Origin of the sequence: Blautia glucerasea, from assembly GCF_013304385.1 — a bacterium.
Taxonomy (GTDB): Bacteria; Bacillota; Clostridia; order Lachnospirales; family Lachnospiraceae; genus Blautia_A; species Blautia_A ammoniilytica.
The window spans coordinates 1-405 of the sequence record NZ_JAAITU010000157.1; the positions used below are offsets into that span (position 1 = coordinate 1).

1 protein-coding gene is annotated in these 405 nt (G+C 37.3%); it reads left to right on the forward strand.

Translation table 11 applies throughout. The features are described 5' to 3' along the window. Positions 1-141 precede the first annotated feature (141 nt). The gene (locus tag G5B11_RS18845) at positions 142-312 is read left to right on the forward strand and encodes a hypothetical protein (RefSeq protein WP_173683925.1); all 171 of its coding nucleotides are present in this window, start codon (positions 142-144) and stop codon (positions 310-312) included. Positions 313-405: the final 93 nt, after the last annotated feature.

Genomic DNA, 405 nt, shown 5'->3' on the forward strand with positions numbered 1-405 from the left:
GGATATCCTGTAGATAAACTTTGTAAGTATCTTAATATTACACGCTCTGCATACTTGGTTTGAAAGACTGATGGCGGAATAATAGAAGCTGTGATAGAATAAAGAAAACGATTTGAAGTGCTAATTTAGAGGACAAAGCTTATGAAAAGCGAAAGTATAATTAAAGGAGTCAGCATCGGAATATCAACAGCAATACTTTGGAGTATTGTTTTAAACAGCAAGGTTGTTGGAATTGGAGTGGGTATATGTCTGGGTATATCTCTTGCTATATCTGACAGTCCTATTTCTTCTAAAAAAGATAAAGATACGTGATGATACAACTTCTAGTTTTTGAAACTGAGAAATCGGAATTGTGCGCCCAGACAAGGGCGAGTAGTCTAGCAGGTGGAACGCCTGTCTGGTAAG